Here is a 25,724-nt window from a genome sequence, read left to right on the forward strand (position 1 = left end):
CACACGTCCTAGTGTAATGGGATGTTTTATTGTAACCGCAAGTACAGCCAAGGCGATTACCAAATATTCGATTCCTTCACCCTTTGGTCGAGGAATGCAAAGTCATCGTCACGCAGCGGCTCGACGGTACCTTTCTGGTACCCCTTGCCTTTCGTGGAGAAGAAATCATGCGTGCTTGTCTCCGTACGGATTCCGTTCAGCACGACAGGGTTGATCTCTTCCTCTTCAAAAGCCGGCTCAATGCCCAGGTTCATTAACGCTTTGTTTGCGTTGTAACGGATATATTTCTTCACTTCATGGGTTAAGCCGATCGAATCATATAACTCTTCGGTATATGCCAGCTCGTTCTTGTACAGATCCATCAGCAGCTCGTTCACGAACTTCTCGGCGAATTCCTGCTCCTCTGCGCTCAATTGCTGGAATACCTCCTGAGCAAGCAGGCCAACGAACACGCCATGCACGCTCTCGTCGCGGATGATCAGCTTGATGATCTCCCCGCTCGCCACCATTTTCCCTTGTCCCGCCAAATAGAGCGGATAGAAGAACCCGGAGTAGAACAGGAAGCTCTCCAGGAACACCGAGGCAACCATGGCCTGATACAGGCTCAGCAGTTCGCCCTGCTTGATATCCCGGTAATAGGAATCAATCCGGTGCGTCTTGTACTGCAAATATTTATTGCTGCGTACCCACTGGAAGGTTTCGCTGATCATCTCGCTGCTGGCTACGGTTGTAAAAATCGTACTGTAGCTCTTCGCATGGATTTCCTCCATCGCCGCCTGGAAAATCAGGATCGCCTTCTTCTGCTTCCCTTCCACATGCTGCGCAATCAGCGGCATGCCGACGTTCCCCTGCTCTGTGTCGAGCAGCGTCAAGCCGCCCAGCACTTTCATGAATGTATTCTTCTCTGCGCTGCTCAGCTCGGTCCAGGACTTCAGATCCTTGGATACCGGAATTTCCGTGTCCAGCCAAAATTGCGACGTATTCTGCGTCCACAGCATTTCCGTATAATCCGCTTCCGGCGCATTCCAGTTCACCGCTTCAAACTTCGTCATTCTTCGTTTTCCTCCTAGCTGCAACTCTAACATGCAAGCAATCTATCCATTAAATAACGCAGCTGATGCACTCTTCGATCGTTCTTTTTCTCGTGCGAGTGTAATAGAGGGTCTTCAGCCCTTTTTTCTGCGCATAAATATAGTATTTCGCCAAGTCTCTTGTCGTCAGGTTATCCTTCACGTACAGAATCGTGGAAATCGCCTGGTCGATATGCACCTGTACTTCGGCTACGAGATCAATCAGGTTGAACATATCCATATCGTAAGCTTCTTTATAGAAGAAGTAATTGCTTTCGTTCAGGAATGGCATTGGATAGATCGTCTTGGAATCGCCGTATTCCCGCTCTTCAATGCGCTGCGTAATCGGGGCAATTGAAGCCGTCGACGACTGCAGATAAGAAATCGAGCCCGTCGGCGCAATCGCCAGGCGATAAGCATGGTACAGCCCGTGCTTCATCGTATCTTCCTTCAGCCGCAGCCAGTCCTCGCGGGTTGGAATATGATGGCCGGCGAACAATGCCTTCACCTTATCGGTGCGCGGAGAGTAGTCATTGTCCTCATAACGCTTGAAATAAGCTCCGCTTGCGTATTCGCTCTGCTCGAAGTCCTTGAACGTCACTTGTCTCTCCCGGGCGATCATCATCGAGCGCTCGATCGAATAGTAGTTCAGCATCATAAAGAACGTACGCGCAAAATCAATCGCTTCCTTGGATTCGTAAGGAATATGGTTCAGCGCCAAAAATCCATGCAAATTCATCGCCCCAAGGCCGACGGAATGCAGCTCCCGATTCGCTTTGGCTACGGAAGGCACAATCTCCAGTTCGGTGCGGTCGCTGACCTCGGTCAGAGCGTCCATGGCCAGGTGAACCGTCTCGCGCATCCGCTGGTTCTTCATCACGTTGACGATGTTCAGCGAGCCCAAGTTACAGGAAATGTCGCGCTGGATGACATCCTCCTGGTTATAGTCGTTAATCGTCGACACTTCGCTTAGCTGCGCGATCTCGCTGCACAGATTGGAGAACTTCACGCGCCCGATATTCTTTAGGGCATGCTGTTCGTTCGTGTTATCCACGTACATAATGTACGGATAACCCGACTCCATTTGTGTTTGTGCGATTTTGATGATCAGATCGCGCGCCACGATTTTTTTCTTGCGGACCTTCGGGTTGTTTACGAGCTCATCGTACATCGCCGTCAAATCCATATCGTCCAGATGGACGCCGTATTCCTGGTAGACGGTATGCGGATAGAACAGATACATGTCCTTGTCCTGCTCCACAAGCTCGAAGAACTTGTTCGGCGCTACAACGCCAAGGGACAATGTTTTGATGCGGATTTTCTCGTCGCTGTTGATCTTCTTCGTATCCAGAAACTCATGAATGTCCGCATGGAACAAATTGAGATAGACGACGCCGCTGCCGTCCCGCTGGCCCAGCTGGTTCGCGTAAGAGAACGCATCCTCGAACAGCTTCATCACGGGCAGCACGCCGCTCGCTTTGCCGTCCAGGCCTTTGATTTGCTCGCCGGCTGCGCGGATTTTGCTGAGATTCAGGCTGACGCCGCCGCCGATTTTGCTAAGCTGGAGCGCGGAATTGATTGCAAACCCGATCGCGTTCATCGAGTCATCGACCTCCAGCAGGAAGCAGCTGACCAGTTCCCCGCGGCGCTTCTTGCCCGCATTCAGGAACGTTGGCGTTGCTGGCTGATACTCCTGGGAGATCAGGACATCTGCATATTCCCCGGCTTTCTTGATGTCGCCGTCGCCGAGAAACAGCGCCGTTACGGCGATGCGATCCTCATAACGTTCCAGGAACTTTGAGCCGTCATTCGTTTTCATCGCATAGTTATTATAAAATTTAAATGCGCTCATAAAGGAAGGGAAACGGAACTTGCGCGCATAGAGATCCTCGTACAGCTTCTTCACATCGGCGAATTCGTATTTTGCAAACAGCTCCGCCTCGTAGTAGTCATGCTCGATCAGATAGTCGATTTTCTCCTTTAGGTCGTGGAAGAACACCGTATTCTGATTCACATAATCGACGAAATAGCTGCGGGCTGCCTCCAGATCCTTATGGAACTGGAACTGCCCGTTCTTTTGCACCATGATTTCATTGTTAAGCTGTATCCAATTGGGAATTTGCGTTTGTGAAACGGGTTGAGTTGGCATGAGTGTAGTCAATTTGCTTAACCTCCTGTATAAATCTCTCGACATCCTTCTTGGTGCCGCTAAGCTCGAATTTCATCAATAAAGGGACCGAGTACATCTGTGCAACCTGATCCCCGGCCAGTCCGTAGCGAACGCCCCAGTTCGTATTGCCGCTTGCGGCAACGCCCTGCAGCAGCTCTCCGTTGTCCTCAAGAAATTTCAGGGTCGATTGAGGAACCTGGCCGAAGCCTGTCGTATATGTAATGAGTACAAATGGCCGATCAACGACCAAGCCGTCTCGAATCTGGACATGCTCTACATCCAGCTTGCTGACAAATCGTTTGACGTTACCCGTCTTCGAATCATAAACCACAAGCATTGCTTTTCCCTCCCGTAAAGAAATAGCCCACCCGCAGGAGATGAGCCATCGGCAGCATCATTCAAATTGGAGTAATTCCTAATCCTCCAAGCACCACACTATATATGGTGTGCATAGTCCGACGTTAATACAAAATATAGTGCGTGTTTGTAATATACCTGTTTTCCCAAAATTAATCAAGGGCTATTTCTCCAATAAAAAAAGCTGTGACCTCCCGCTTGTTTCTCCCGGGCAAGCCACAGCTTCTGCGATTCAACCTTTAACTTTTGACAGCAAATAGAGAAAATACGGGGCCCCAATAACGGCCACAACGATGCCTGTTGGAATCTCCGTAGGCTGCATCAGCCAGCGCCCGATCGTATCGGCAACGATGACGAGCAGCGCACCGGTCATAGCCGATGCCGGCAGCAGCAGCTCATGCTTCGGTCCGACAAGCCGCCTCGCCAAATGGGGCGCGATCAGGCCGACGAAGCCGATACCGCCGCTAACCGCAACGGACGAGCCAGCTAGTCCAACCGCTACCGCTAACAGCAGCAGCCGCTCCTTCTCCACCGGTATGCCAAGCCCTGTCGCCGAGTTCTCTCCCAGGTTCAGAATGTTCATCACCCGGGCTTTGTAGAACGCCAACGGAAGCAGCACGACGATCCATGGCAGCAGTGCAAGCACGAATTTCCAATTGGAGCCCCAAATGCTGCCCGCCAGCCACGTCGCCATAAACTGATACTTCTGCGGGTCAAGCTTCAGCGTCAGCACGATCATCGCCGAGCTGATACCAGCCGCTACGCCAATCCCGGTAAGAATGAGCCTTGTCGGCGACACGCCTTCATTCCGCTTATACGACAGCGCGTAGATGAGCGCAGCGGTCAACCCCGCACCGAGAAGCGCAAGCAGCGGAAGCAGAAATATGGAACGAAACGATGTCGTTGGAAAAAAGGAAACATAAAGCATCACCATCAGCCCGGCGCCAGCGTTGATGCCAAGGATGCCCGGATCCGCCAGCGGATTGCGGGATATCCCCTGCAGGATGCAGCCTGAGACGGCCAGCCCAGCGCCGATGAGCACGGAAATGACGATGCGCGGGAGCCGGAAGTCGAACAAGATCAGCGATTGCTTATCCGTTCCCATGCCGAACAGCGTCTTGAGCACGTCAAGCGGCGACAGCCGGATGAATCCTGTGTTCATACTCACAATAAAAGCACAGACGATCAGAATGCCCAAAATCGCCATCACTAAGATGCCGCGCTGCGTTCTGCGTTTGCCAGAAGCCTGAGATAATCCCTGTATTGGTTCCATCTATAACTCCCTCCTCTCTTTGCGTGCGAGATAGAGGAAGAAGGGCACGCCGATTAACGCGATAAGGGCGCCCAGCGGTGTTTCCGCCGGGGCATTGATCATTCTTGCCGCCAGATCGGCAAAGACAACCAGCAGGCTCCCAAGGATGGCCGAGCAAGGGATGATGGTCCGATAATCGACGCCAACCAGGAACCGGGTCAAATGGGGGATAATCAGCCCGATAAAACCGACAGAGCCGACCACGGCCACCGACGAGCCCGCCAGGATGAGCACGATGACCGTCCCTGCCAGCTTGACCAGCCCTGTCCGCTGCCCGAGACCCACGGCCACCTCTTCCCCAAGGCTTAGCATCGTAATCGAACGCGACAGCATCATCGCGCCGAGCAGCGCGCCTCCGATCCAGGGAAGCATGATTTTCAATTGAAACCATTTTGTTCCGGCCACACCGCCCGCGTACCAGAAGGCCAGGTCCTGGCCAACCCGGAAATACAGCGCAACGCCTTCGCTCAGAGCTACCAGCAAAGCGCTGACCGCTGCCCCAGCCAACACAAGACGCACGGGAGTGACCCCTCCCTTGGCCAGCGAACTGATTCCAAATACCAATCCGGCGCCCGCTCCCGCGCCCAGGAAGGAATATAAAATGAGCATACCAAACGATAGCCCCGGAAAAAAAGCAAAGCATATAGCCAGGGCAAAGCCTGCGCCTGAATTAAGGCCGAGCAGCCCGGAATCCGCCATCGGATTGCGGGTCATTCCCTGCATCAACGCGCCGGCAACGGCGAAGCCTGCACCGACCAAGACTCCGCCAAGTACACGGGGCAGGCGGATTTCCTGAATGATTTGATGCTGCGTCAGCTCTGGATTGTAGCGGAAAACCGCTTCCCATACAGTCGCGAAATCAATATCCGCTGCGCCGAAAGATACCGACAGCATAATTCCAAATATAAGAGCGAATATCCCCCCGAACAGAATCAAAGAGACGACTAGCGGCCTTGTCCGCTTCTTTGGTATGTGCAGATTTCTCTCCGTCTGCGTAGTTTCTAACATTTCCGTCATAAGAAGCTCTCCCGCTCTCCCTTCGTGCTTGAACCGCAAGCGGTCCGCACGCCTGACATCATCATATGTACATTCACTAAGCTGATGCTGCAAGCATACAAAATATATTCCTCCCATAATTCACCAATGATACTGATAATCGTTCTCATTATATGTCTTGCGACAATACTCGTCAAGTTATCCGTGATTTTGAATCGTTACCATCGTTTGTCCCCCGCTGCTTTCGATCCCGAAATCCCAACCCATCATGGCCGCCCGATCCCGCATGATTTTGATGCCATAGCTATGGCTGCCCGGATTGCCGTTCATGTCGAAGCCTACCCCGTTGTCGGTGACGGAGCACTGCCATCCCCCGTCTATGACATGGCCTTCAATATGCACCTCCTTCGCCTTCGCATGCTTATGGATGTTAAGGAGCGATTCGCGGATCAATGCAAGCAGCTCAATCTTATCCCGCAACGATAGCCGTTCCTCCGGAATGCTCCAGCTTATTTTAAAGCGCAAATCCGAATCTCTCTGAAGCTCCTGGATCAAGCTGTCGATTCCCTGCATCCAGGAGATGGAGTCCGGCGCGGCAGGATGGCGTAAATTCGCAATCGCTTCGCGAACATAGGTATTCGTACGATGAATATTATTTTTCAGCTTCTCAAAAGTAACCTGATCACTCACCTGAGCCTTCTCCACTTTGCTTACTTGAGCATTTAAGAGGAACAAAGACTGTGCTATTCCGTCATGGATCTCGCGGGCGATCTTCTCCCGTTCTTCCAAGGCCGCCTTAAGCTCCTTTGCCTCGTTCAGCTCCTTCTGGATTTGCTCCATCATCTTGAACAGCTGGGTCAGCAATAATACTGATACCAGAAATACGATCACCGGGGACAACCAGTTCCCCAGTTCCATCGATATAACAGACAGTAAATATTCATGCCGTACAAACTCCCAAATCCCGATCGTTATCGTAGGTGTGGCCAGGATTAACCATTTGATTTGCTGATAGGACATTCTCATATATGCCTCCAATCTAGCCTGATGATCCCCGTCCTTTCAGGCTCTTGCTATCCATCATCGTTCACTTCCTTAATTATAATAACAGTTTGCAAGGGCAATTCGGAATAAAAAATCAGCGTTAAGCAAATCTTTATATTACCTGCAGATTCCAATAAGGAGGAGCCAAGCCTATGTCATTATGGTTAAGACTGCTGCGGAGACAACGCAAAAACAACAGCTCCGCTCAACTCCCAAAGCATGTACACAAGGCATTACCTGCAAATTTGACTTCAGACAGCGAAGCTTCTCCTTCCAGCAGCGTAGAGCAGCGGGATGACCGCGTGCCATGGATGAAGCAGCAGCTTGAGAATTGTTCGGATATCGTCTTTCGCCAATTCAAAATTAAAACAGGCGATCGTTGTACCTTGGTCTACTTGAGGAGCACGGCAGACCAGACGACGATTCAAGAGGTTATTCTCCGCAGCCTGCTGGATTATAGCGGATCAGAGGACAGCGACCTGATTCGGTACCTGTTTGACGACCAAGCGATATCCGTCTCCGAAATCAAAATTGTCACTGAGACCAACGAGGCTATTACGACCGTCCTTAGCTTCGGAGTGGTCCTCATGATTGAGGGAGAGCCCCGAATCATGACTTTCCCTTCCGTATCTGCCTTAACTACACGGGCGATCGAAGAAGCGCCGAACGAGTCGGTCATCCGCGGACCGAGGGAATCCTTTAATGAGAGTCTGGATACGAATCTATCGCTGCTGCGCAGAAGATTGAAGAGCAAAAATTTTAAGATGGAAGAGCATAGCCTCGGCACCGAGACGAAAACAAGATTCGTTATCGCCTATGTTGAAGGGATCTGCAAGCCAGAGCTGATTAAGGAACTCAAGCGAAGACTGTCCTATCTCGATATTGATGCAGTTTTAGGATCCTCGACCTTCGAGGAGACCATCGAGGACTCGCCCTACTCCCCATTTCCGCAGGTTGAATATACGGAGCGGCCTGATATCGTCAGCGCATCGCTGCTGGAGGGACGTATAGCGATTATCGTCGACGGGACTCCCTCCGCGATTCTTGCTCCGGTCACACTAACTATGCTGATGCAGACTTCGGAGGATTATTTTCAGCGATATATCGCCGCCACCTGGATTCGCTGGATCCGTTTCTTGTTTCTTTTTGTTTCCCTGCTGCTGCCGTCTTTGTACATTGCCATTACTACGTTTCACCCGGAAATGATTCCTTTCAAGCTGTTGATGACTGTCGCTGCGGCAAGAGAAATCGTGCCCTTTCCCGCCTTTGTCGAAGCGTTCATTATGGAGCTGTCCTTCGAAGCGCTGCGGGAAGCCTCCATTCGCATTCCGAAATCGATCGGACAGGCTGTGTCGATTATTGGCGCGCTGATCATCGGTACGGCCGCGGTGCAAGCAGGGATCGTCTCGGCAGCCATGGTTATCATTGTCTCGCTGACCGGAATCGCTTCCTTTATTATTCCGCACTTCGACCTTGGATTGACGATCAGGCTGCTCCGCTTCCCGATCATGGCCTTAGCCTCGATGCTAGGCTTGTTCGGCATTACCTGCGGGCTGATCATTATTTATATCCATCTGCTTAACCTCAAATCATTCGGACTACCTTATTTGTACCCGCTCACGCCGTTAGCCAAAGCGGATTTGAACGATACATTATACCGCGCCCCATGGTGGGCGATGCAGCAACGCCCTGTAGCGTTAACCCATAATGAACAACGCCAGAAGAAAAATCCCCGCGGCTGGGAGAAACAAAAGGAGGAGTGAGTCTTGAACAAGCTGAAGAGCAGAGCGTTTCTTGTCATACTATCCATGACTATCGTCATGACTACAAGCGGCTGCTGGTCCTCGGTAGAGCTCAATGACCGGGCGTTCGTTAGTCTGATAATGGTTGATCTAACGGATGATGGAGAATTCGAACTGACTCTCGGCTTCCCCCTCCCGAACCGCATGATTCCCGGAGAAGTCGGCGGGTCTGGCGGGTCCAGCAAGGAACCGTTCGCTTTTGTTACGAAAACAGGGCCAACACTGCCGCAAGCCTTGCAGGACATTCAAAACGATTTATCAAGGAGAATTACTTTTGGGCAAACGCGGTTACTCATCATTGGTAGCACACTGGCGAAGCATGGCCTCGATCCGATATTAGAATTTATCAGCCGGCGCATCAACTTCCATATTAGCGCCAATCTATTCGTAACTCCGGGAAAAGTGCTGGAACTGGTGGAAACCCCAACGACATTCGAGCGCTTCGTCTCAGTCATTCTAACTTCCTATATTACCCATCGGATGACCATCGATGCTACACTTAGGGACGTTCTTCTTGCCAGATACGGCTCGGGGGATATTCTTATACCTGTGCTGTCTTTCAGTAAAGCCCCAGAAACAATAGCCAAGAAGGAGAAAAGCCAAATCTGGCTCGGCGTTGACGGAGCGGCTATGTTTATAAAAGGAAAAATGATCGGCCAGCAGTTAAATAAGGTAGAGATGCAAACCTCCTTATTGCTCTATTCCAACATCCGCGAAATGACGATCCGCGTAGAGTCTCCTACCGATGGGAAGGAGATCACTTTCAACGTGGAAGACATCACCACGAAGTTTAAAGCAAAAGTCAAGGATGATACACCCGGGATCCGCTTGGAAACCAGAGGAACAGCATCGGTCCAGGCCTCCGACTCCAAGCTTGATCTTCAGAACGATGAACAGTTGATGTTGCTGCAAAAAGAGCTGGACCGGGAAATTAAAAGCCGGATCATGCAGCTGATTAACAAGACGCGCACCGCCAAAGCTGATGTTTTCCAATTGGGAAATTATATTAAATGGAAGCATCCTGACATTTGGGATAAATATCAATCGAACTGGAATGAATTTTACGCCAAAGGGCTGGACATAGAAGCTGCAGTAAAAATTAGAATTCGCGGAACCGGTGAAGCCTTTCGGTCAATCAGAACGGAATGGGGAGAAGGCACATGATTGTGACTGCCCTAGTTTTTGTTCTAATTGCGCTGTATGAATGGTTCGATTGGCGCAAGCGTCATGATGGCACGGCCAAGCTATGGCGGCTTATCACGATAATGGCCATATTGCTCATTTTGCTGGAGGTTTATTTCCTTGTTAAGGATTACTGGAATTTTGAAGAAGCCCTGCACGGGCTATACCGTTTTTTGGGCCAATGGCTCTAACATGCCGCATGGATCTCGGGAGGAAATAGCAAATGGATAAAATTACCAGATTACAAATATTTTCTATGTATAATCTGTATATTTTTACGGTGACCATCGCCTTCTTATCAGGCCTGTACATCCAGAATAGCCACTACTCCACACCGATAAGTATCATTATTGGAGGCTTGGTCAGCATCCTTTTTCTGTATCCTGCCTACAGAGTCACCGTAATTCGGCCTAACGAGACGATCATCCAATATGGCAGCAGCATTGTGGGCAAAGTGCCGCATGCTTTTTTTATTCTGGTGATTGCCGTTATGAATCTGCTCCTCGCCTCGCTCAACCTTCGCGAACTTGAGGATTTTCTCATTCAGGTTTACTTGCCGGGAACTCCATCATGGCTGATCGCTCTGATGTTCGGGTTCTGCGTGGCCTATTGCGTACGTTCTGGAGTCACGACTATTTTCCGGGCAGCTCTGGGCATTTTTGTTATTAGTATTCTAGGTTTTGTCGGCATTCCATTCATGGTGACGCAAGCCATGCGCATTGAAGTGCTTCCCGCTCTGATTAACCAATTGGATCTAAAAGAGGTCGGCACGACCGTTTACGATTGCGTCACGATTTTTGGGGAGTTTGCTTTCCTGTTTCTGATTATGCCTTACATTAAGACACCTAAAAAGGTCTATCGGACAGTGGCTCTTACCATCCTGTCTTCGACCGTTATTATTCTGTCTCACATTATCCCGATCCTGATGATTCTAGGTCCGCAGCTAGCGGCTAATCTGACTTATCCCGACCTGGATCTCGTTCGTTCCCTGCGTACCGGGTCATTTGTGGAAACATTGGACCCTATTTTAATCATCCTGTGGCTGACCAGTCTGTTTATTAAGGTCTCTTTTATGATATTCATCGCCGTCTATGCCATATCCCTGCTAGTGAAACTGCCGGATCACAAACCGCTCGCCCTTTCGTTTACAGCCTTTTCCTGCATTCTATCCATGCTGATCGTTCGCTCCCAAATCGAAGTAAATTACTTGCTGCTTGAGGGGCTGCCGCCGCTGCTCATCTTTATTGAATTTGTGATTCCAGTGATCTACTGGACCGCCAACGGAATAAAATCCCGCAAAAATAAAACGAAAAATGCTTAAGCATTTTGCTTAAGCACTTCTCATCCAATAAAATTTGCATAAACCTACCGGCTAGTTCGCCCACTCTATCCAGTACTCGCCAATCGGTGTCATGACCAAATACCAGTCATCCCACTTTTTGCTGGCCTGAACCATCATCGGAGCAAGTCTGCCCTTCTCTGCCGTCCGGTCGAATGGCTGTTCATAAAAGACGGTATCCTGTTTAAGTTCTATGCTGGCGTCCACTTCGGCAGCCGTACCGAGCCGCGGATGAGGTTCATAAATCCATCCCATACCTTCACCGGTTTGGATTTTGTACCAGTTGCCTGCCTTCGCCGCTGCTTGCAAGGTTTGCGGACTTAAACGGGTTGTTGCCTTAGACAGAAAATTCGGCTCGCTGTATACGTCCCGCGCCTCGGTTAGGGTCAAAGTCCCCTCTTCCAGCGGCTGCTCGGCCCGGTTGCGATTGCGGCTCAGCCACAGTCTATAGCCTTCGTCCGCAAGCCATATGCCGATCCCTTTATTTCGCTTCCATTCCTCGGCAAATGCGGACAGCGGCAGATGCGCTTCGCCTGTCTTAATGCCGATTTCCGGCGTGAAAGCGGGACGCCCGAATGTCGTGATGAACCAATCCGTGTACCCTCCGCCGGAAGGATTACTCGTCGGCTGGACCAGGCTGTATCCAGTCTTGGCAGCAAAGCTGTGGGCCAGCTTCCGGTCGCGCGCCAGGTTGGCCGGAGCTGTCTTGTAGTTCCAATACAGAATCCGCCCTGCTGAATGGTAGGAAATGGCGATTTCCGGCTGAATCTCATAAGTGAAATTTACGAGACTTTGATTCTCCGTCGTTTGCAGCGGCTTGGCCCCTTTGTAATTCATCCAGTTCGGCCCAGCCGCGTTGTTATGTATCGTACTCCAGTCTGCGGGATACTGGCGGTTCAAATCTACGCCTTGGGCATTGGCTTTCCAGCGCGTAAAATCTTTGCTGCCCTGGTTCATCTGCAGCAGCGCATTCCTCGATTTCTCCGGAAAAGCCGTAAGCCCGGATTGCTGAAGCGTAACCCCATCCGGATTGACCATGGGCACAAACCAGATTGTCGTTTCGTTCAGCACCTTCCTCGCATCATAGCCGTCGATCGCCGTTCCTGCCCTGTAAGCTTTGGCATATTGCTCGATCATCTGCAAATTTATCGTCGTCGTTAGCCATTCCCTGGCGTGATGCGATCCGTTTATGAAAATGGCCGCTTCACCCTGACCCAATTTCACCGCCCAAATCTCCCGGCCGTGCGGCGTTGTGCCGATTGACTTATATTCGATGGTCTCCGGATAACGCTCCGCCAAATCGGCAATATGCGAGGTCATCCTCTCATAGCTCATAACTGTATCACTTCGCACGATATCCCCGCTGCTTGCAGACGTAGAAGAACTTAACATCGCCAACGACAGCATGGCAGCGAGGATGGGCAGCCAAAACTTGGCGTTATGCCAGCTGTTCACGGTGCTGATGCGCCTGCTGCTCTTGTTGGTGTTGCTAGTTTTGAAGAGGCTGATGTCGGCGTTACTAGTGCTGACACTGCTAGTATTAGCGCCATAAGGGCCAGTGCTGCTAGTGTTGACGCCGAATGCACCTATACTGCAGCCTTTGTTACTAGTATCTGTGCTGTTGCTAGTGTTTGTGCTTATACTAGTGCTTTTACTAATGTTTTTGGTGTTACTATAGCTCGTGCTGTTTCTAGTCACTTGATTTCCTCCGCATGATGTTTTGGTTCTTTCGACCTACTACGGAGGATATAAGAAATCTAGCAATCTGGCAATACAAATTTTGATAATTGCTATATTAGGAACCAACATGCCTCTTGTATTTACTTCGCATCCAGTTGCCATAACTGGTGAGGGCCGCTTACGATCCGGTCTCTTGAAGCCTCCCCGTGGAATGACATTGGCAAGTAACCTGTACCCATATACACTTTCTTCACCTTCCAGAAGCTCATGTAACACGCAAGTACCCATACACGGATCATTTTAAAACGGAATGTATTTTATAGAGCTAGTTAAGCTCTTTTTGTCAGAAAAACATGTGCTAAATGTATAACATGCAATTAGTTTGCCTGCTAAGAGCCTGTTCGCCGAAATAGCTTAAAACTAAATGCAGGTTTTGCAGTTAGTTCCCCTCGACAGAGCCAAAACCGATAAACTAACTGCATGAAATACATCTAGTTAACTAACTCGCGACCATCTAGCAACAGTTAGAAATCTGTAACCTGAACGTCCAGGTACAGTAACTAAACCAGAGTTAAATTTATGAAGGGAAAGACTCCAGTTCCATGAAGGGGCCGTGAGGCTGTTACATCATTCTCTCGACCCTCTTGGCGGCTGATTGGTATTTCCGCACGATTGCCGTATTCCGTAACACGCATTCACTCTTATCTGCGCGCATTTTTCGCTAAAATGAAAAACCGCCAAGCCTCAGCTTGACGGTCCATGTACTTCCTTCCGTATAATCAGCAACAGCTTACTGATTTTGACTCACAAAGGATTGAATATCGATAAACGGAGTAGCTCCGCCACTCACTGCAGGCAGACGTCCATCCCACTTCTCGAGGGCCTTCTCCTGCACTTCGATTTGCTTCAGTTGTACCAGTTCTGGCGTAACCTCCTGCTTCTTCAGCTTGAGGGACTCGGCCTCAGCTTGAGCCTGGGCGATCTTTTGCTTCGCTTCGATTTCAATCCGCTTTAAATCGTTCTCCGCCTTCAGCGCCTGCTGCTGAGCGACCTGCTTCGCTTCAATCGAATTGTCGAACGCTTCGGAGAACTTGAAGTTCACAATATTGATTTCATTTACAATCAAATCGTATTTAGCCATCCTTGCCGTCAAATGCTCGCTGATCTCTCCGGCTACGATATCACGCTTTGCGATCAAGTCCTCAGCGGGGTACCGTGCGGTAACCTCCTTGACGACTTCCTGCACCGCTGGGTTAATGATGACCGAATCATAAGCTCCCCCAACATTATTCATCAAATTGTAGGCCGACTCTTTATTGACGGAATAGTTGACGACGACATGCGTCGATACCGGCTGCAAATCCTTGGACGATGCGGTCGTATCCGTTTCCGTCTTCGTTACCTGGGTATTTACCTGAATCACCGTCTGAATGAAAGGAATCTTCAAATGAATGCCGGGCGACAAAATATTGTCGTTGAGTTTTCCAAAAGTTTTATACAACCCAACATGGCCGTACTGCACCTGCGTCACACTGTTCATCCCTACAAAAGCCAAAATCACGATCACTGCGATTGCAGCTATCCCTTTGTATCCCGTGTTTTTCCTTGGTTTGTTAGGTACTGCTTCCATGATAGATCCCCTCCACATTATGTGTATCGCTCGCCGGCTGTCTTGGCGCCGTTAATGGATAATACGCATCACCAGGCAAAAGGTAACAAAACTCCCTTCAAAAAATATCTGAGCTTAAAACAGGAAATGGTTATCATTGTCCAGACTTTGAATCGGGGCGTATGATTCGGTTTGGATAATACTCAACTGTCGTTGGAGGAAAAGAAGTTATAAGTAACGTAGAAAGCCTCGTGAACGTGGAGATAGCACAAAGAAACGGGGTCTAAGCAACGAACAAGTATGTGTTTTAGTCGCGAGAGACCGTAAAGTGGAGAGAAATAACATTATGATCAACCACCAGTTTTGCAGAATGGAGGAACACTTGTCCCGTTACGCGGCATTTATAAAACATTAGGTGCTTTAGTTTAGTTAAATAAGACTATACAATGAAATAGAACTTCCAAATAATAATGGAAGTTCTATTTTTCAATTACTTCACATGAAACTTTTACTTTCTAGAAAGCCAGGCGCGGTCATTTCTCCAGGTGACATCGACCGGCAGTTCGAAGAAGTCTGACAAGGTATCCCCGCGGAACAGCTCCTTCGTATTTCCCTGCATGAACACTTCACCGCGCCGGAGAAGCAGCGTCTTGGCAAAGGCCGGTACGATCTCCTCCGTATGGTGAGTAACATAGATCATATGCGGAGCGTCGGGCTGTACCGCCAGCTCCTGAATGCTGTCCAGCAGCCCTTCCTTCGAGATGAAATCGAGGCCGTTCGCAGCTTCATCCAAAATCAGCAGTTTGGGTTCTGCCATCAATGCCCGTGCAATGAGCAGCTTTTGCTGCTCGCCCTGGGAGCAGGTCTGATATGTGCGATCCAGCAAATGGCCGCATCTTAACTGATGCATCAATGCCTCCGCCCGGTCAAAATCCTCGCTTGACGGCTTTTCATACAACCCGATCGATGCAAATTTCCCGCTCACAACCAGATCCTGCACCTTCTCGGATGCATGAATTCTTTGCTGCAGAGAAGAGCTGACCCACCCGATCGATTTACGCATTTCCCTGACGTCCACTTCGCCATATTTATGCCCCAGTACGGAAATCGTGCCCGTTGTCGGCCAAATGTACCCGTTGATCATATTAAGCAATGTCGTTTTACCCGACCCGTTCAGCCCAAACAAAGCCCAATTCTCGCCAGGCGCGACCTGCCAGTCTATCCCGTCCAGCACAACTTTGCCGTCCCGCCGCCATGTTACATTCTGCATCTCAATCACTTGACTAAAACCCTCCGACCGGTTCGAATCACTCATCTACAACGCCTCCCTGACTTAACTGGTTTCCGTTCTGTCCCTATTCTTAATGATGGGCTTAGATTGCTGCCCTATAATATTTACAAAGCTAACTCGCTGGAATAAACTTGTCAAGCCAGGAATGTGCATGGAATGTCCTCATTTTGAGCGAAGGATGGTGATATAGACGATGACAAATGTGAAAATATCGGGGCTAGTCGTTCATATATTTAACGGTTACAGAGCTCGGTTCTAAGCTTTACAACCCGACGAGACTTCGGTGTATTTTGATGACGATTTTGCGAATGCAGCTCTCTCTGTGCACGTGGCCGCATGGGCGATGCAAATCCGTTGGAAAGAAAACGGCGAATAGTCCCGGCTCCATGATCAAGTCACTGCCTTCATCCTGTCCCGCCCTCCGTTCTCTCCGCTGAACAGCTTCGAATTCCTTTTCCGCTTCGGATTCATAGTATTGTATATCGTCTTCGCTTAAGCGGTTCAGGCTAATTTTCAGCCGGTCATCGTATCTTTTCCAGCCAATCCGTTCCGTACCGCTCACCAAATACTGAATATCTATATAGCTGTAGTGAGATTCGTACTGCTGACCGCTAACCGGCTGTGTCGTATATTCCTGAACAATAGCAAACATCTTTCCGCTTTCCAGTTCATATCTGCCTGGCGAAGCATTCTCTAGCTGATGCAGCTTAATGTATTCCAGCCCTCTTCGCACAGCGGAAGGGTATAAATGCTTCTCTTGATCCAGGTTTCTGATATCCCCCAGCATCATGGCTGTTCCTTCCTTTCCCGGATGCGGTTCTTCAAACGCTTGCTGTCATTTTGTCTTCAAGGAGTCAGGAAGAGGTCATGGCCTTTTTTTGCAGCTGCTTTAACCTAGTCATAACTTCATTGCCGCCTCGGCCAAAATAATCATGCAGCCGACGATACTCCCTATAGAGCTCATCATACATAGCCTGATGCACGGCAGTTGGTGTATAGCTCTTCTCCTGGAGGTGAGCCATATGCCTGGCCGCCTCCTCGATGGTGTCGTAGCCGCCGCGCAGGGAACCTGCTGCTACCGCTCCAAACATCGCGGCTCCCAGCGCCGGAGTCTGTGTTGAAGCGGCGATTTTGATCTCCCGGCCTGTGATATCCGCATACAGCTGCATTAGCAGCTTGTTTTTCTGCGGCAGGCCGCCGCAGGCGTACAACTCCTTCACCTCAAGCCCAGCAGCTTCGAATGCCTCAATAATATGGCGAGTGCCGAATGCTGTTGCTTCCAGCAATGCACGGTATATTTCCTCGGGTCTCGTCTGCAGCGTCAGCCCGGCCATCATGCCGCTCAGCTCGGAATTGACCAGATTAGAACGATTCCCGTTCCACCAATCGAGCGCGATCAACCCGCTCTCGCCAGGCAGCAGCTTAGCCGCTCCCGCCTCCAGCCATTCATGAACAGTGACGCCCGCCTGCTCGGCTTCCCTTTCCACGTAAGCAGGCACGGCCTGCTTCACATACCATCCGAACATGTCTCCAACGGCCGGCTGTCCCGCTTCATATGCATACAACCCAGGTATAATACCGTCCTCTACGACACCGCAAATGCCTTCCACTTGAATTTCCTGTTCACTTAGCAGCAAATGACATAACGAGGTTCCCATCGATAGCACCATATCCCCAGGTGAGGTCGCGCCGGCGCCGGGAACAGCCGCATGAGCGTCAATGATGCCCGGCGCCACGGCGATGCCTGGACGCAAGCCCATCATTGCAGCCGCCTCTTCCGTAAGTACGCCCGCAGACTCGCTGAGTGTCACGATATCTCCCCGGAGCTTCGTCTCGGCGAAGGCGGCAAAACGCGAATCCAGGTTTTGATAGAAATCCGACCGTGGATATCCCTCTCGCCGATGCCAAAGCGACTTATAACCCGCACAGCCGCTATTGCGCTTTAACATCCCGGTCATCACAAATACGATCCAATCCGCAGCCTCCACGAAGCGATCTGCCGCATCATAAATATCCGGGCGTTCCCGCAGCACCTGCAGAGCCTTCGCCGTCATCCATTCCGAGGACACCTTGCCGCCATACCGTCCAATGAAGCTCTCTGCCCGCGCAGCGGCAAGTTCATTGATCAGATCGGCCTCCTGCTGGGCCGCATGGTGCTTCCACAGCTTCACATAGGCATGCGGCTCATGACGGTACTCCTCGGCATAACATAACGGATTGCCTTCTTGATCTATGGGAAGTATGGTGCTGGAAGTAAAATCAACCCCGATGCCAATGATCTGCTCCGGCAAGGCGCCGGAAATCCTTAATACTTCCGGAACGGAGTGCCGCAGCACTTCCACGTAATCCCGAGGATGCTGCAGCGCCCACTCCGCGCCCAGCTTGACTCCAGTTCCCGCAAGCTCGACATCCATAACACCGTGAGGATAAGGCGTCACATGCCAGGCAACCTCCCGGCCGTCGCGGACATCCACAAGCACAACACGTCCCGATTCGGTGCCATAATCGATTCCAAGAACATAGCGAACATCCATATTCATGCTTCTTGCCCCCTTCTCTCTTGCTCCTCTTTCATTTCTCCCAGCTCCCCCGCTGGCGATTATTTATATAGAGGACCAAAGGCGGCACACGCCCGGTAATCCGCTCCGGTCGCATCGTCTGCGCCGAAAGCTGACCATACGCTTGGCCGGAAAATATCCTCTTCAGGCACATTGTGCATATTTACCGGAATACGCAGCATCGAAGCAAGCGTAATCAGTTGGGAGCCAATATGGCCGTAACTGACTGCGCAGTGGTTGGAGCCCCAATGGTTCATGACCGAATAAACATCCTTGAATGCCCCCGATCCAGTCAATCTCGGCACGAACCATGTCGTCGGCCATGTCGGATCAGACCGGCGGTCCAGCACGTCATGCACATCCTCCGGCAATTCCACAGAATACCCCTCGGCAATTTGCAGCACTGGGCCGATGCCATGGATCAGGTTGATCCGAGCCATTGTCAGCGGCATACCGCCCCGTGTCGTAAAATCCGTGGAAAATCCGCCCGACGGGAAGAAATCCTTGGCCGGGCACCAGGCTACCGCATCCAGACACTTCTGGGCTTCCTCCTCGCTGATTTCCCAGAACGGCTTCATAGCCGGCTGACCGTTCCGCGACTGCTGGCCTGTGCCATCCAGGGAAGCCGGGCCCGAATTGATCAGGTGGATCACTCCGCCTGCTGCCTGTCCTTCCAGCTTCTTGCCGGTCACCCGCTCGACGGCTTCCGGGCTCCAGTACGTACGCACATCGGCAAAAATTTGCGCGGCATTCGTCAGCTGATGCCCGAGCAGCATGGTGATCGCGTTCAAATTGTCATTCTCCGTGGCCAGCATAAACGGCTCGCGAATGCCGTTCCAATCAAAGGAGCTGCTCAGAATGGCTTCCATAAAGTCACCGGTCGGCAAATGATCCGTCCAGGCTCGCTGTCCCTGAAATCCTGCGGCAATGGCATTCCGCCCTTCTGCTTCTTCGCCGTAGCCCATTTCCGCCAGCTTCGGATTACCGACCATGAGGTCGCGGGCGATGAGCGCCATTTTGACTACCGTCTCCCAATCCTGAGCCTTCTGACCGGCAGATCTTTGACGCTCCGGCGGGTTAACGTCCTCCCCTTCCTTGCAGTGTTTCTTCGTCCACTCCAACGCGCGTTTATATTCTTCCTTATCGTAAATCCCCCGCTCCATCCGCCGGATAAACTCGGTCATATCCACATACTCATTGCGCATGCCAAGATAATTTTGGAAGAAGCCTTCGTCCACAATACAGCCGGCAATCCCCATTGACACCGTTCCCATCGACAAATAGGATTTGCCGCGAATCGTCGCTACAGCAAGCCCGGCCTTGGCAAAATTCAGCAATTTACCCTGTACGTCCTCTGGGATGGTATCATCGCCAATATCCTGCACATCCCGTCCATAAATGCTGAACGTAGGCAATCCCTTCTGGTTGTGGGCCGCAAGCGCGGCCGCCAAATAGACCGCTCCTGGACGCTCCGTTCCGTTAAAGCCCCATATCGCCTTCGGCATCCACGGATCGGTATCGATCGTCTCCAGCGGATAGCACCAGGACGGAGTTACCGTAATCGTTACGCCCACGCCTTCCCGGCGGAATTTCTCGGCCGTGCTGGCCGCTTCCCGCACCCCGCCAATCGTCGTATCCGCTACTACGCATTCCACAGGCAAACCGTTAGCATGGCGGAGATTGTCCGATAGAAAGCGGGCGCAAGCGAGAGCCAGATTCATCGTCGGCTCCTCCAGGGATTCGCGGATTCCGCCGCGCCGTCCATCAATGACTGGACGAATGCCTATTTTGGGCATAGCGCCCTCCAATCGGTTTACAATCATCGGTGTACTCATGATCATTCCTCCTGATCGAATCTTTATAAAATGAATTGCTCGGACAACTGCTTGGACAATTGATGCAGCTGACGGATTTCTAAACGGTTCGTTGCCGTAAAGTCACGGTGGTTCTTCACCCGGCAGTAATAGTTATCGAAGACGCCTTCCAGCATTAAATAATACTTGGCGTTGACCGGATATAATTGCCTCTCAATTAGAGAGGTCATACTGAGGAGATTCGTGAGCGTCTCCGCCCGCTTTGGCTCATTCTCCCAATTTTTCAGCAGCCATACGTATAAGTCCGGATGAAAGTTCGCCATCACCCCGCTATACCCCGCGATGCCAAGCCGAAGCGTCTCCAGCAGCGTCGCTGAATTCGCGTTATATATTTTCAAAGAGCTGTCCTGTACGGCTTCGAGCTTCTGCCGAATATTGTCCGTATCACAGCTAGTATCTTTCAGAAAGTGGAATCTCCCCGTGCTTGCGCACCATTGCAGCAGCTCGGGTGAAATAATTCTTTTGTAGGGAAATGGACACTCATAAAAGCTTAGCGGAATATCTTCCGGCAGCCTGCTGAGCAGCTTCTCCAAGTTGGCCTTCCATACTTCATCCGGCTCATCCTCGTTCGCTAACCGGTTTGTAATCAGCACAAGGGCATCGATCCCGGTTGCAGCCATGGATGTCAGTTCCTTAACCTGGTCGTCAAAATCTTCGGAAATATGGCCTGAAGCTATCACAGGCACGCGCCCGGCTGCTTTTTCCTTAATAAAAGAGGCCAGCTTCACTCTCTCTTGCAAACTTAAGTGAAACATTTCACTCGACTGGCAAACTGCAAACAGACCGTCTACACCCTGCCGGATATACCATTCGACCGCCCGCTCTTGGGCAACGAAGTCGATTTGTCCGTTCTCCTTGAACGGCGTAACCATGGTTGGCCATACACCGTCCGGTATATGTGATTGTAATTGATTCAACATCTATGTCCCTCCACGCATGTAGTCAATAACAACAATTCCTATCCGCTGCACGGCTAAACACCGCTATTTCCCGCTGCGAATTTGCACCGCAGCTTACCGCAATAACCGTATTACTTCGCCCTTCTGCTAAACTTTCTAAAGGCAATATTGACTCTGTTCCAGGTGTAAGTCAGGTAGACCTGGTCTCCGTACGCTAGAACTGCCGGATAGGAAAACTCTCCCTCGCCGTCTTCCAGCACGGCCTCTTGGGTCCAGGTCAGCCCATTATCCGTGGACGCCATCAATACTAGCGGCGTGCGCGGGCCCCAATTGACGCCGACAGGATTGCAGCAGAGCACCAGGGTTCCATCCTCCATGCGGACAACATCCATCCCGCTGTTATTATTTGGAACGCTCGTTGGATATGCCGCGCTCCAATGGACGCCGCCATCCTGCGAATCACTGCGGTGAATGAAGCCTTCCGAGCTTCTCATCAGCATATGAACCTGTCCAGGCTGGGACTCCCATAGCGATGGCTGAATAACCCCCCGGCCGTAAAAAGACTGCTCCGACACCGGAATATCGCTCTTTACCGCTTGAATGTCACTCCGTTGAATACCAGCGATGCCGATCTCCTCGCTCCGCTGCCAGGTCAAGCCCTGATCCTGCGAGCGATCGGCGAATGAAGTCCAAATTCCGTCCTCGGCAGAAGCGGGAGCGATCCAAGTACCGTCCGCGAGAACGATCACCTTATTGCGTACGGGGCCTCTGCCTCCCCGGTCACCAGGAACGAGCTCCCTCGCCGCCGACCAGGATCTCCCCTCATCCTTGGAAATTTTATAGAGCGTTCGCCATTCCTTAATCCATCGGCCGATTTTATAGAATAGCATCAGCTCGCCGCCCGGAAGATTCATAAGTACCGGATTCCAGCAGGGCTCCTCTACTCCCGCCGCTATTTGCAGCGGCTGCGACCAGCTCCCGCCTGTCTTGCGGGAGCACCAGATTGCACTGTCATCCGCGCCTTCCTTGCTCCCCGCAAACCAGACGGCGAGGATATCGCCGCTAGGCAGCACCGCCAAATGTGAAGCATGACAGCTGGCAAACGGTTTGTCCGTTCCCATGATCAATTCATTCGTGATCTCATTGAACATGTCCGTAATTCCCTCCTGAGAAATCAACTTGCCGCATTTGCGGCCTGGTTGATTAGCCTTTGATCCCGGAATTTGTAATTCCCTCTACGAAATAACGCTGTAAAGACAAGAACACGATAACAGACGGTATGATGGCCATACAGGCCGCGGCAAGCGAAGTGCCATACTGGAATTGCGCGGTGGAATTCGCTCCGCCCATAAACTGCGCAATCCCTACCGTCAATGGCTTCAAGGCATTCGCACGAATCGCGATCATCGGCCACAGGAAGTTGTTCCAGTTCGAGATGAACATCAGAATCGTGACTGTGGACACAGCGGGCTTCGTTAAAGGCAGCATCACCTTCCAGAAGATCCCGAAATCCTTGCAGCCGTCGATTCTCGCGGCTTCCTCCAGCTCATTAGGGATTCCCTTGAAAAAGCTGGTCAAGATGTATACGCTGATGACGTTCGCGCCAGCAACCAGAATGAGCGCGGCAAATGTATTCAGCAGCTTCAATTCAGATACGAGCAGGAATAACGGAACGATGTAGGCCTGAATCGGAATGAGCAGCATGGAGACGATGAGCGTAAAAATCACCTTTTTCCCCTTGAAGTTAAGCCGCCCAAACGCATAAGCTGCAGGCGTAGTTAACGCGAGCACAAACAATGTAGACAATACGGTAATGATCAAACTGTTCATCATCCAGCCGGTGTACGGATACTGGGCCAGCACGGATTTATAATTGATGAGCGTGAAATCGGCGATCCATTTCGGCGGATAGTTCATAATTTCCGCTTCCGGCTTCAGCGAAGAAACGACTGACCATAGCAAGGGAAACAGGAATATGACACCGATAAACGCCATGACAATGTAGATCAAAGTGTTTTTTAATTTCATGCCATGAGCCTCCCCTAGTCATCCAGCTTCAGCAATCTGGATTGAATTTGCACAAATACGATCAAAATGACCAATGTCGCGATGCCAAGCACAGAGCCGTAGCCGAGATTGTAGTTCTGGAATGCGGTTCCGTATAAATATTGCACCAATGTGAGCGTAGCCGTTCCCGGACCGCCGTTCGTCATGACGAATATTTGGTCAAATATTTGAATCGTATTCACGAGGGTAAGTGTGATCACCATCGAGGTAATCGGCTTCAGCATCGGCAAGGTAATCCTCATGAATGCCTGTGCGCCCGTGGCCCCGTCAATTTTGGCCGCCTCGTACAAATCCGCGGAAATATCCTGCAGACCGGCAAGATACAGAATCATGTTGTAGCCGAGGTACGACCATACAGTGACAAGGGCAATTGAGAATAACGCCCACTTTTCACTCGTCAGCCATTCAATCGGCCCAAGGCCAACCAGCTTCAGGTAGTAGTTGAGAATCCCGAAGTTGTTATCGTACAGCCAGTTCCAAATGATACCGACGACGGCCGGGATCAACACGTAGGGAATGATTGAAATCGTTCTTACAGCGTTGCGGAAGCGCAGCTTCTGGTTCAACAGCACGGCCATTAGGAGGCTGAACACAATCAGCGGCGGCAATGTCAATACGAGAAACAGCAGTGTATTTTTCAGAGAGACCCAAAATATCGGATCATTGAACAGCTTCTTGAAGTTGGCTAATCCGGCAAACTCGGCGTCGCCGACGATATTCCATTTCATAAAGCCGATGAACAGCCCTGCTATACTCGGTCCAAAGCGAAAGACAAGGAATACGAGCAGATAAGGCAGCAAGAACAGCGCTGCGACTTTTCCTTGTGATTTCATGAAGTCGTCAACCTTTCTACCACTATGGTGATATTACTAGTCTTAATAGAGTGGTACATGAAACCGATACGGCAAGGATCCCTGCGTGCGGTGCCTGGCGTCTTACAAAGGTGGTCAACCATGCGCAATTTTCCTCTGACCAGCCGTATCGGTTCATTTTTGTGTCAATGTCAGTGGCTGCTCGCGAGCAACAGATGCTACTCTTGCAGCAGACTGTCCATATCTTTCTTTAACTGCTTGGCGATATCATGTGGATCCTTGTTGTTCAGAATAGCGTCCTGAGCGGCTGTCAATATCGGGCTCGGAGCCGTACTGGAGAAGATTTGCGCCGCCTTCGGATGCGATGGAAGCAGGACGCTGCTGTCTAAGCTGTTAATGAACGCTTCCCGGCCTTCCATGCTTTGAGCGGTCTGCATGCCGACGTTGCTTGATGGAAGCTGCCCGGATTTCGCCCATTCGCCGGAGTTATTGTCCAGCCATTTGACGAATTCGATCGCTGCTTTGGCTTTGTCAGGATCATTGTTTTTCTTCAGCGGGAAGGTAAGGATTTCTGCAGCTCCCCAAGCAGCCGGTTTGTCAAACACTTTAGGATAAGGCGCGCTTGCCCACTGGATATTGGAATCCTCCAGCTTCGGCATTTGCCATGGTCCGTCAACAAACATCGCTACTTTGCCGCCCATGAAATCATCAACCGGTGATTTCTCGCCTTTAGGCACGACTTTGTACTTAAATACAAGGTCTTGCAGGAAGGCAATCGCCTTCGCCATCTTGTCTTCATCCAATTCAACCGCTTTCATATCTTCGGTAAACGGATTATGGTCTTGCTGATTCAATAGAGCATAGATTTGATAGAATACATGGTGGTTCATAGAGAAACCAAGCCCGTATTGCACGATATTGTTCTCGTCGAAGCCTGCTTCGTCGGCACGCTTGCCTTTGTTGTCGACCGTCAGCTTCTGGGCTGTCGCGATCAGTTCTTCGCCGGTCATTGGAGGCTGCGTTATTCCCGCTTCATTATAAAGATCCTTGTTATAGTAAAGTCCGTGCATATGAACGTCTAACGGAACCGCATATTGCTCGCCTTTATAGAATGTTCCGCCCCAGGCAAAGGAAGAATAATTTCCCGTCTCCATGCCGACGTCAGTGATCGGCGCGTTGTCCAGGACGCCCATTTCAACGAACTGTCCCAGCTCAAATGGATGCATGACCAATACATCCGGCGGATTCCCGCCTTTCATTTCCGTCAAAAACTTGGTGAACAGCGGAGTCCATTGCAGGGAAGTAAATTCAACATGAATGCCGCTTTGTTCCTGATTGAACTTGTTAACTAGTCCTTCCATCGTGTTGAGGTCAGGTCCTGTCCATCCGCCCCAGAAATCAATATTCACAACCTTGCCGCTGCCACCGTCATTCGCTGGGGCCGGTGAGTTCGTCGCTTGTGGTTTCGGGTCGGCCGCACAACCTGCCAACGGTAAAGCCAACAACATTACAGTAAGAAAACTTGCAAGCCATCTCTTTGTTCTCATGTACATCCCCCTCTAAGGATTCTCAAGATTAATGAAGATTTGCCTGTCAAACTATAAATGTAAGCGCTTTCTTTAATGCGGTTCAGATTTAACGCTCACCCCCTTTCAGGTTGTG

22 protein-coding genes are annotated in these 25,724 nt (G+C 50.8%); 5 read left to right on the top strand and 17 right to left on the bottom strand.

Going from position 1 to position 25,724, the window contains the following annotated elements:
• Window positions 1–56: 56 nt before the first annotated feature.
• From nrdF to MKX50_RS14335, 6 genes are all read right to left on the bottom strand, one after another.
• Entirely contained in the window at window positions 57–1,052 is a 996-nt protein-coding gene (nrdF, locus tag MKX50_RS14310; protein WP_339157256.1) for a class 1b ribonucleoside-diphosphate reductase subunit beta, read from the bottom strand.
• Window positions 1,053–1,101: 49 nt separating this feature from the next.
• Window positions 1,102–3,219 carry a class 1b ribonucleoside-diphosphate reductase subunit alpha gene (gene nrdE, locus MKX50_RS14315; protein WP_155612857.1) on the bottom strand — a complete coding sequence of 706 codons (2,118 nt, stop codon included), beginning with the start codon at window positions 3,217–3,219 and terminating at the stop codon, window positions 1,102–1,104.
• A complete protein-coding gene (gene nrdI / locus MKX50_RS14320) occupies window positions 3,167–3,577 on the bottom strand; it encodes a class Ib ribonucleoside-diphosphate reductase assembly flavoprotein NrdI (RefSeq protein WP_155612810.1) in 411 nt (136 codons plus the stop codon). Before nrdI ends, nrdE begins: the two co-directional genes overlap by 53 nt.
• Before the next feature lie 252 nt (window positions 3,578–3,829).
• Window positions 3,830–4,870, bottom strand: coding sequence for an iron ABC transporter permease (locus MKX50_RS14325; protein WP_339157257.1), 1,041 nt, complete (start codon window positions 4,868–4,870; stop codon window positions 3,830–3,832).
• Window positions 4,871–5,926, bottom strand: a complete 1,056-nt coding sequence (locus tag MKX50_RS14330; protein ID WP_155612812.1) for an iron ABC transporter permease — start codon at window positions 5,924–5,926, stop codon at window positions 4,871–4,873.
• Between the two features lie 177 nt (window positions 5,927–6,103).
• Window positions 6,104–6,931 carry a histidine kinase gene (locus tag MKX50_RS14335; RefSeq protein ID WP_230873934.1) on the bottom strand — a complete coding sequence of 276 codons (828 nt, stop codon included), beginning with the start codon at window positions 6,929–6,931 and terminating at the stop codon, window positions 6,104–6,106.
• Window positions 6,932–7,101: 170 nt separating this feature from the next.
• Between MKX50_RS14335 and MKX50_RS14340 the strand changes: the two genes are divergently transcribed.
• Genes MKX50_RS14340 through MKX50_RS14355 form a run of 4 tightly spaced genes read left to right on the top strand, consistent with a single transcriptional unit; the run spans window position 7,102 to window position 11,254 of the window.
• Window positions 7,102–8,712 (top strand): spore germination protein, encoded by a 1,611-nt coding sequence (locus tag MKX50_RS14340; protein ID WP_339157258.1) that lies wholly within the window; start codon window positions 7,102–7,104, stop codon window positions 8,710–8,712.
• 3 nt (window positions 8,713–8,715) lie between these two features.
• A complete protein-coding gene (locus MKX50_RS14345; RefSeq protein WP_213591971.1) occupies window positions 8,716–9,915 on the top strand; it encodes a Ger(x)C family spore germination protein in 1,200 nt (399 codons plus the stop codon).
• Window positions 9,912–10,124 carry a hypothetical protein gene (locus MKX50_RS14350; protein WP_213591969.1) on the top strand — a complete coding sequence of 71 codons (213 nt, stop codon included), beginning with the start codon at window positions 9,912–9,914 and terminating at the stop codon, window positions 10,122–10,124. The genes MKX50_RS14345 and MKX50_RS14350 overlap by 4 nt, the downstream gene beginning before the upstream one ends.
• Window positions 10,125–10,156: 32 nt before the next feature.
• On the top strand, window positions 10,157–11,254 hold the full coding sequence (locus MKX50_RS14355) for an endospore germination permease (RefSeq protein ID WP_339157259.1): 1,098 nt from the start codon (window positions 10,157–10,159) through the stop codon (window positions 11,252–11,254).
• Between the two features lie 51 nt (window positions 11,255–11,305).
• Here the strand turns inward: MKX50_RS14355 and MKX50_RS14360 are convergent, their stop codons facing one another.
• Window positions 11,306–12,727 (bottom strand): M14 family metallocarboxypeptidase, encoded by a 1,422-nt coding sequence (locus MKX50_RS14360; RefSeq protein WP_244996504.1) that lies wholly within the window; start codon window positions 12,725–12,727, stop codon window positions 11,306–11,308.
• Here MKX50_RS14360 and MKX50_RS14365 point away from each other — a divergent pair.
• Window positions 12,713–12,988, top strand: coding sequence for a hypothetical protein (locus MKX50_RS14365; RefSeq protein WP_155612817.1), 276 nt, complete (start codon window positions 12,713–12,715; stop codon window positions 12,986–12,988). The genes MKX50_RS14360 and MKX50_RS14365 overlap by 15 nt on opposite strands.
• A gap of 754 nt (window positions 12,989–13,742) precedes the next feature.
• On the opposite strand, the gene MKX50_RS14370 is transcribed toward MKX50_RS14365, so the two are convergent.
• The 10 genes from MKX50_RS14370 to MKX50_RS14415 form a co-directional block, all read right to left on the bottom strand.
• A complete protein-coding gene (locus tag MKX50_RS14370; RefSeq protein WP_155612818.1) occupies window positions 13,743–14,582 on the bottom strand; it encodes a prohibitin family protein in 840 nt (279 codons plus the stop codon).
• Window positions 14,583–15,069: 487 nt separating this feature from the next.
• A complete protein-coding gene (locus tag MKX50_RS14375) occupies window positions 15,070–15,876 on the bottom strand; it encodes an ABC transporter ATP-binding protein (protein ID WP_155612820.1) in 807 nt (268 codons plus the stop codon).
• A 238-nt stretch (window positions 15,877–16,114) separates the two neighbouring features.
• Window positions 16,115–16,642 (bottom strand): YhcH/YjgK/YiaL family protein, encoded by a 528-nt coding sequence (locus MKX50_RS14380; RefSeq protein WP_155612821.1) that lies wholly within the window; start codon window positions 16,640–16,642, stop codon window positions 16,115–16,117.
• A gap of 64 nt (window positions 16,643–16,706) precedes the next feature.
• The gene (locus MKX50_RS14385; RefSeq protein WP_339160131.1) at window positions 16,707–18,386 is read right to left on the bottom strand and encodes a ribulokinase; all 1,680 of its coding nucleotides are present in this window, start codon (window positions 18,384–18,386) and stop codon (window positions 16,707–16,709) included.
• A gap of 65 nt (window positions 18,387–18,451) precedes the next feature.
• A complete protein-coding gene (locus MKX50_RS14390; RefSeq protein ID WP_244996495.1) occupies window positions 18,452–20,245 on the bottom strand; it encodes an L-fucose isomerase in 1,794 nt (597 codons plus the stop codon).
• Window positions 20,246–20,268: 23 nt separating this feature from the next.
• Window positions 20,269–21,204, bottom strand: coding sequence for a dihydrodipicolinate synthase family protein (locus tag MKX50_RS14395; protein ID WP_339157260.1), 936 nt, complete (start codon window positions 21,202–21,204; stop codon window positions 20,269–20,271).
• A 110-nt stretch (window positions 21,205–21,314) separates the two neighbouring features.
• Window positions 21,315–22,334, bottom strand: coding sequence for a sialidase family protein (locus MKX50_RS14400; protein ID WP_339157261.1), 1,020 nt, complete (start codon window positions 22,332–22,334; stop codon window positions 21,315–21,317).
• 52 nt (window positions 22,335–22,386) lie between these two features.
• Window positions 22,387–23,211 carry a carbohydrate ABC transporter permease gene (locus MKX50_RS14405; RefSeq protein ID WP_155612825.1) on the bottom strand — a complete coding sequence of 275 codons (825 nt, stop codon included), beginning with the start codon at window positions 23,209–23,211 and terminating at the stop codon, window positions 22,387–22,389.
• 14 nt (window positions 23,212–23,225) lie between these two features.
• A complete protein-coding gene (locus MKX50_RS14410) occupies window positions 23,226–24,083 on the bottom strand; it encodes a sugar ABC transporter permease (RefSeq protein ID WP_213591958.1) in 858 nt (285 codons plus the stop codon).
• 197 nt (window positions 24,084–24,280) lie between these two features.
• Complete coding sequence (locus MKX50_RS14415) at window positions 24,281–25,570, bottom strand: extracellular solute-binding protein (protein ID WP_339157262.1); 1,290 nt, start codon at window positions 25,568–25,570, stop codon at window positions 24,281–24,283.
• Between the last annotated feature and the right edge of the window lie 154 nt (window positions 25,571–25,724).

It is taken from the genome of Paenibacillus sp. FSL W8-0186, assembly GCF_037969765.1.
GTDB classification, from domain to species: domain Bacteria; phylum Bacillota; class Bacilli; order Paenibacillales; family Paenibacillaceae; genus Fontibacillus; species Fontibacillus woosongensis.